This is a genomic window from Xanthomonas sp. SHU 166 (assembly GCF_000364685.1).
GTDB lineage: Bacteria > Pseudomonadota > Gammaproteobacteria > Xanthomonadales > Xanthomonadaceae > Xanthomonas_A > Xanthomonas_A sontii.
Genome location: NZ_AQOJ01000081.1, coordinates 1 through 6,515 on the forward strand (window position 1 = coordinate 1; position 6,515 = coordinate 6,515).

Annotated in this window: 5 protein-coding genes; 3 read left to right on the forward strand and 2 right to left on the reverse strand. The window is 70.0% G+C overall.

Annotation, left to right across the window (positions count from 1 at the left end):
• Together D180_RS03365 and D180_RS03370 are read left to right on the forward strand one after the other, a co-directional pair.
• Nucleotides 1-919 (forward strand): PQQ-binding-like beta-propeller repeat protein (locus D180_RS03365; RefSeq protein ID WP_043090414.1); only part of this gene is annotated, 919 nt, incomplete at its 5' end.
• A gap of 460 nt (nucleotides 920-1,379) precedes the next feature.
• Nucleotides 1,380-3,017 (forward strand): NAD+ synthase, encoded by a 1,638-nt coding sequence (locus D180_RS03370; RefSeq protein WP_043090411.1) that lies wholly within the window; start codon nucleotides 1,380-1,382, stop codon nucleotides 3,015-3,017.
• Nucleotides 3,018-3,208: 191 nt separating this feature from the next.
• On the opposite strand, the gene egtD is transcribed toward D180_RS03370, so the two are convergent.
• A complete protein-coding gene (gene egtD / locus D180_RS03375; RefSeq protein WP_017911677.1) occupies nucleotides 3,209-4,228 on the reverse strand; it encodes an L-histidine N(alpha)-methyltransferase in 1,020 nt (339 codons plus the stop codon).
• A complete protein-coding gene (egtB, locus tag D180_RS03380; protein ID WP_043090413.1) occupies nucleotides 4,225-5,514 on the reverse strand; it encodes an ergothioneine biosynthesis protein EgtB in 1,290 nt (429 codons plus the stop codon). The genes egtD and egtB overlap by 4 nt, the downstream gene beginning before the upstream one ends.
• Nucleotides 5,515-5,599: 85 nt before the next feature.
• On the opposite strand from egtB, the gene D180_RS03385 reads away from it, so the two are divergent.
• Nucleotides 5,600-6,515: aminotransferase class V-fold PLP-dependent enzyme (locus D180_RS03385; RefSeq protein ID WP_017911679.1), on the forward strand; the 916-nt coding region annotated here is incomplete at its 3' end.

The window sequence follows — 6,515 nt, forward strand, 5'->3', positions numbered from 1 at the left end:
CCCCCAGCCGATGCCCGAACCGGGGCTGCGCCTGGCGCGGCACACGCCGCTGACTGCCGCCGACGCCTGGGGGGCGACGCCCGGCGCGCGCCGCGAATGCGCAGCGCTGATCGCCGGGCTGCGCTCGGAAGGCCTGTTCACCCCGCCCAGCGTGCGCGGCACGATCGCGCTGCCGGGTTGGGCCGGCGGCGTGAACTGGGGTGGCATCGCGGTGGATCCGCAGCGCCAGCTGGCGATCATGCCGGTGTCGGACTTGCCGATGCAGGTGGCGCTGATCCCGCGCGAGCAGTTCAGCAAGGCCGAGCATGCGCGCCATCCGGACCAGCAGTTCAACGACATGGAAGACACGCCGTACTACATGCGCCGCGGCATGTTGAGCTCCTCAGGCGGCATTCCCTGCGTCAAGCCGCCGTGGGGGCGACTGGTGGCGGTGGATCTGCGCACGCGCAAGATCGCCTGGGAGCGCCCGCTCGGCACGCTGGAAGAGAAACTGCCGTGGCTGCCGCTGGAGGTGGGCACGCCGCTGCTCGGTGGCGCGGTGACCACTGCCAGTGGCCTGACCTTCATCGCCGCGGCGGCCGATGCGCGCCTGCGCGCGCTCGACAGCGCCACCGGCAGGACCCTGTGGGAGGCCAAGCTGCCGGCCGGTGGCCAGGCCACGCCTTCGGTCTATGCGGTGGGCGGCAAGCAGTACGTGGTGATCGCGGCCGGCGGACGCGAGGGCATGGGCACGATGGGCGACTACGTGGTCGCCTACACGCTCGACGGCGAGGGCAAGGAGGTGGTGTTCCAGCACGGCGTTGGCGTGCGCATGGCGGTGCTGGGCCTCGCTGCGCTGAGTTTGTGTGCGGGAGTGACGATGTTGCTGCGGCGCTGGCGCCGGCGGCGCCTTGAGCGGACTGGCGCTGGCATCCGCTGAAGCACATGGCGGTGGCTGGCAGGTGCTTCGGGGGTGATGCAGTCGGGACTGAAGTCCCTCCCACAGTGACGCCTCGGCACGTGCTGTCCCTGGAGTGAGCGCGGCTTCGGCGGCGACGCGCGGCGCATGCACCAGCGATTTCTATTGGTCGTGCATGTTGCTCGATTGTGGGAGCGACTTCAGTCGCGACGCGGGGTGCCTGGCCAAGCGGCTTTCTCGGGGGCGTGCACCTTGGAGAGCGTCCTGCGGCAGCGCCGCGGCTCCCGCCATGTGCACATCCAAGATGCGGCCTGCGTGGGCTACATGCCCACACTCCAACGTGGCGGCACGCGCATCATCGGCCGCAACCCGGCACAGCGCTACACTGCGCATGGGGCCTTGCGATGCAACGGCGCCGCGGCAGGTGCGATGCGCTCGTGTGGCGCCTGACGGTCTTCCATTCGTTCCTGCAAGGTTGCCTATGTCCGCTTCCCTCCGCCTCGCCATGGCCCAGTTCGATTTCCCGGTTGGCGCCGTCGCCCAGAACACCGACCGGATCATCGCGTTGATCGAGGAGGCGCGCGACGAGTACGGCGCCGACGTGGTGCTGTTCCCGGAACTGGCGGTCAGCGGCTATCCGCCGGAAGACCTGCTATTGCGGCCGGGTTTCCTGGCCGACTGCGAGCGCGCGGTGCAGCGCATTGCCGCACAGGTGCGTGGCATCGTCGCGGTGGTCGGCTGGCCGCAAAGCGCCGGCAGCGTGGTCTACAACGCCGCCAGCGTGCTGCGCGGCGGCCGCATCGAACGCACCTACCGCAAGCGCGAACTGCCCAACTACGCGGTGTTCGACGAGCGCCGCTACTTCGATGTCGACCCGGACGGCGAGAACTGCGTGTTCGAGGTCAAGGGCACGCCGGTCGGCCTGGTGATCTGCGAGGACCTGTGGTTCCCGGAGCCGCTGGCGGCGACCGTGCAGGCGGGCGCGGAACTGGTGCTGGTGCCCAATGCCTCCCCCTACGAACGCGGCAAGCATGCGCAGCGCGACGCGCTGCTGGCCGAGCGCAGCCGCGAGAGTGGCGCGGCGCTGGCCTATCTCAACGTGGTCGGTGGCCAGGATGCGCTGGTGTTCGACGGCGCTTCGGTGGTGGCCGACGGCGACGGCACCGTGCATCCGGCCGCGGCCGCCTTCACCGACCAGTGGCTGGTGGTCGAGTACGACACCGCCGTGCGCCGCTTCGCGCCGCTGCGCTGGACCGACGACGGCGACGAGAGCATGGATGCGCTGGCCTGGCGCGCGGTGGTACGCGGGCTGCAGGACTATTGCGCAAAGAATCGCTTTTCCAAGGTCTGGCTGGGCCTGTCCGGCGGCATCGATTCGGCGCTGGTGCTGGCGATGGCGGTGGACGCGCTTGGCGCGGACAACGTCACCGCGGTGCGGCTGCCGTCGCGCTACACCGCCGACCTGTCCAACGACCTGGCCGCGGATCAATGCCGCGTCCTCGGCGTGAAGCTGGAGACGGTGGCGATCGAGCCGGCGTTCGAGGGCCTGCTGAGCGCGCTCGGCCCGCTGTTCGCCGGCACCGAGCCCGACGTCACCGAGGAGAACCTGCAGTCGCGCAGCCGCGGCGTGATCCTGATGGCGCTGGCCAACAAGTTCGGCGGCCTGCTGCTGACCACCGGCAACAAGAGCGAGTACGCGGTGGGCTACGCTACCATCTACGGCGACATGTGCGGCGGCTATGCGCCGCTGAAGGACCTGTACAAGACCGAGGTGTTCGGCCTGGCGAAGTGGCGCAACACGGTCGGCGGTGCGCCGGTGATCCCGCCGGCGGTGATCGCGCGGCCGCCCTCGGCGGAGCTGCGCGCCAACCAGACCGACCAGGATTCGCTACCGCCGTACGACGTGCTCGACGGCATCCTGTACCGCTACGTCGACCAGGAAGAATCACGCGACGAGATCGTCGCCGCCGGCTATGCCGCCGAGGTGGTCGACCGGGTGGTGCGGCTGGTGCGCATCAGCGAATGGAAGCGCCACCAGGCCGCGCCGGGCCCGAAGGTGTCGCGCCGCGCGTTCGGGCGCGAGCGGCGTTATCCGATCAGCAATGGGTATCAGGCCTGAGGGAACTCGGAAAAGCCGGGACCCGCGATTTTTCCGCGAGTGCAAGGCGGTTGCGATTGCATTGTGGGAGGGACTTCAGTCCCGACGGGCTTTGCCGGGAAAGCCTGTCGGGGCTGAAGCCCCTCCCACAAAAAATCGCTTGATAGCGATTTTGCCGCGGACACCATCATGGCGTGCCGCATCTTGGAAGATTAAGGCTTTTCCGGGTCCCGGGCCCCGGGCCCCGGATCCCGGCTCTGCAGCAACCGCAACCCAAACGCATCGTCCTGCGCATTCCAGCCGTGGCTGACGCGCAGGCCGGCCTCGGCGGCCATCGCCGCAAAGCTCTGGTCGGTGTACTTGTGGCTGTACTCGACCTGCATCGCTTCGCCTTCGGCAAAATCGAAGTGGCGCCCGGCCACGGTCACCTGCTGTGCGCACTGGCTGACCAGGAAGGTCTCGATGCGCTCGCGCGCTTCCGAATAAACGGCATGATGGCGGAACTGCGCCAGGTCGAAGTCGCTGCCGATCTCGCGGTTGAGCCGGCGCAGCAGGTTCAGGGTGAATTCGGCCGTGACCCCGGCGGCGTCGTTGTAGGCGGCCTCCAGCAGTGCCGTGTCCTTCACCAGGTCGATGCCGACCAGGGCGCAGCCGTCCGCGCCCATGGTCTGGCGCATCGAGCGCAGCAGGGCAATGCCGTCCTCGCGGGTGAAGTTGCCCAGGGTCGAGCCGGGGAAGAACACCAGGGTGCGGCGCGCGCCGCGCTGCGGTGCCGGCAGCGCCACCGGCGCGGTGAAGTCGGCGCACACCGGCAGCATCTGGATGTGCGGGAAGCGCTCGGCCAGCCGCGTGGTGCTGGACATCAGCATGTCGCGGGAAATCTCGATCGGCGTGTACGCCACCGGCATGCGCAGGCCGTCCAGCAGCAACTGGGTCTTGCGGCCGCTGCCGCTGCCCAGTTCCACCACGTGCGCGCCGGTGCCCACCGCCTGCGCGATTGAGGGCATGCGCGCTTCCAGCAACTCCAGCTCGGTGCGGGTCAGGTAGTACTCGGGCTGGCGGGTGATCGCCTCGAACAGGCGCGAGCCCTCGGCGTCGTAGAAATACTTGGACGGCAGCTGCTTGGGGCTGCACGACAGGCCGGCGATCGCATCGGCGGTGATGTCGTCCGGCTGCGGATGCAGGTCGGTGAGGGCGGCTTCGGTGAGGGCACGGGCGGTTGCGGCATTCATGCGGAATCCTCGGCCAGGCGCACGCCGGCGAACTGCCACCGCGCATCGGAGGGGAAGAAGTTGCGGTAGCTGGCGCGGATGTGGTCGCGCGGCGTGGCGCAGCTGCCGCCGCGCAACACCCACTGCGCGTTCATGAACTTGCCGTTGTATTCGCCCAGCGTGCCCGACCACGGGCGGAAGCCGGGGTAGGGCAGGTAGGCGCTGCCGGTCCATTCCCAGACATCGCCGAACAACTGCTGCAGGCCGGTGTCGGCCGGCGCCGTCGACTGCGGATGCAGTGCCTCGGTGTCGACGAAGTTGCCGGCGATGGCGACACCGGTGGCAGCCTGTTCCCACTCCGCCTCGGTCGGCAGGCGCGCGCCGGCCCAGCGCGCGAAGGCATCTGCCTCGAACAGGCTGAGATGACACACCGGCGCATGCGGATCGCGTTCGCGCCAGCCGCCGAGGGTGAATTCGCGCGCGCCGTCGGCGTGCCAGTACAGCGGGCGCTGCCAGTCCTCGGCGCAACGCTTGGCCCAGCCGTCGCTGAGCCACAGCCCGACCGTGCGATAGCCGCCATCGGCGATGAACTCGGCGTACTCGGCGTTGCTCACCGGGCGGCTGGCCAGCGCATGCGCCGGCACCAGCACGCGATGCCGCGGCGATTCGTTGTCGTAGGCGAAACCGCCATGCGCCGGCCACGGCGCGGCACCGATCTCGCTGATCTGTTCGTCGCGCTGCAGCCAGCGCAGCGGGGACGCCGGCGCGTGCTGCGTCGCCAGATCCGCGCGATAGGCCGGGCCCAGTGGATTGCGCCAGAACGCATGCTTGATGTCGGTGAGCAGCAGTTCCTGGTGTTGTTGTTCGTGCTGCAGGCCCAGTTCCAGGATCTGCAGCGTCTGCGGCTCCAGCGTGCCGGCCTGCAACTGCGCCAGTACGCGGGTTTCGATCTCGCTGCGGTAGTCCAGCACCTGCGTCAGCGATGGCCGCGACAGCAGGCCGCGATGCGGCCGCGCATGCGCCGGACCGATGCTCTGGTAGTAGCTGTTGAACAGGTAGTCCCACTGCGGATCGTGGGGGCGGTACGCCGGATCGGCGCCGAGCACGAACCGCTCGAAGAACCAGGTGGTGTGCGCCAGATGCCATTTGGCCGGGCTGGCGTCGTCCATGCTCTGTACCATCGCGTCTTCTTCGCTCAATGGTGCGGCGAGATGACGGCTGCGTGCGCGCACGCGGCGCAGGCGGTCCGCCAGCGTCGCGACGGATGCGATGGGCGAGGGCGGTGACGCCGGAGAGATCGCTTGCATCGATGCAGTCTTAGCGCAGCGGCGTGAACGGACCGTCACGCGTCGCGGACCGTGGCGTTACCCTAGCCACATGTCTACGAGCGCTTTGCACCACCCTGCCGGTTCGGCGTCCGCCGGCGCCCTGGTCGACTTCGATACCGCGGCGGAGGCGTTCGCGCTGCCGCCCGGCGTGCGCTACCTGGACACCGCCAGCAAGGGGCCGCGCCTGCACCGTGCACTGGTCGCGGGGCAGGCGGCGCTGGCCGAGTCGATCGCGCCCTGGACGCTGTCCTTCGATGCCTGGCGCGCGCAGATCGAAGACCTGCGCGCGCTGGCCGCGGCCACCGTGTTCTCGGGCGACGGCGAGGGCGTGGCGATGGTGCCGTCGGCCGCGTACGGCCTGGCCATCGCGGCGCGGCAGGTGCCGTTGGCGCCCGGCGATGCGGTGCTGCTGCTCGATGGCCAGTTTCCGTCCAACCTGCTGGCGTGGCAGCAACGCTGCGCCGAGAGCGGCGCGTCCCTGGCGGTGGTGCGGCGCGCACCTGGGCAGGACTGGACCGCGGCGGTCCTGGCGACGCTGGATGCAGAGCCGCGCGTGCGCGTGGCGACCCTGCCCAACGCCTACTGGCGCGACGGCAGTCTGTTGGATCTGGACCGCATCGCGCCGCGCGTACATGCGGTTGGCGCGATGCTGGTGCTGGACCTGAGCCAGAGCCTCGGCGTGCTGCCGGTGCGGTTGGATGCCTGGCGGCCGGACTTCGTGGTCTCGGTCGGACACAAATGGCTGCTCGGACCGATGGGGCTGGCATGGCTGTGGGCCTCGCCGCACTGGCGCGCGCACGGCGTCCCGTTCGAGCAGCACTGGCAGGCGCGCGACCCGGGGGCGGATTGGCAGTTCCCGGCCGAGGCGCCGCCCCCGTACCGCAGCGGCGCGCGTCGCTTCGATGCCGGCGGCGTCGCCGACCCGCTGCGCCTGGCGATGGCCAGCGCGGCGCTGCAGCAGGTGCAGCAGTGGCAGGCGG

Coding starts and splice junctions, on each gene's coding strand:
- D180_RS03370 (WP_043090411.1), top strand. CDS start 1,380: ATGTCCGCTTCCCTCCGCCTCGCCATGGCCCAGTTCGATTTCCCGGTT.
- egtD (WP_017911677.1), bottom strand. CDS start 4,228: ATGAATGCCGCAACCGCCCGTGCCCTCACCGAAGCCGCCCTCACCGAC.
- egtB (WP_043090413.1), bottom strand. CDS start 5,514: ATGCAAGCGATCTCTCCGGCGTCACCGCCCTCGCCCATCGCATCCGTC.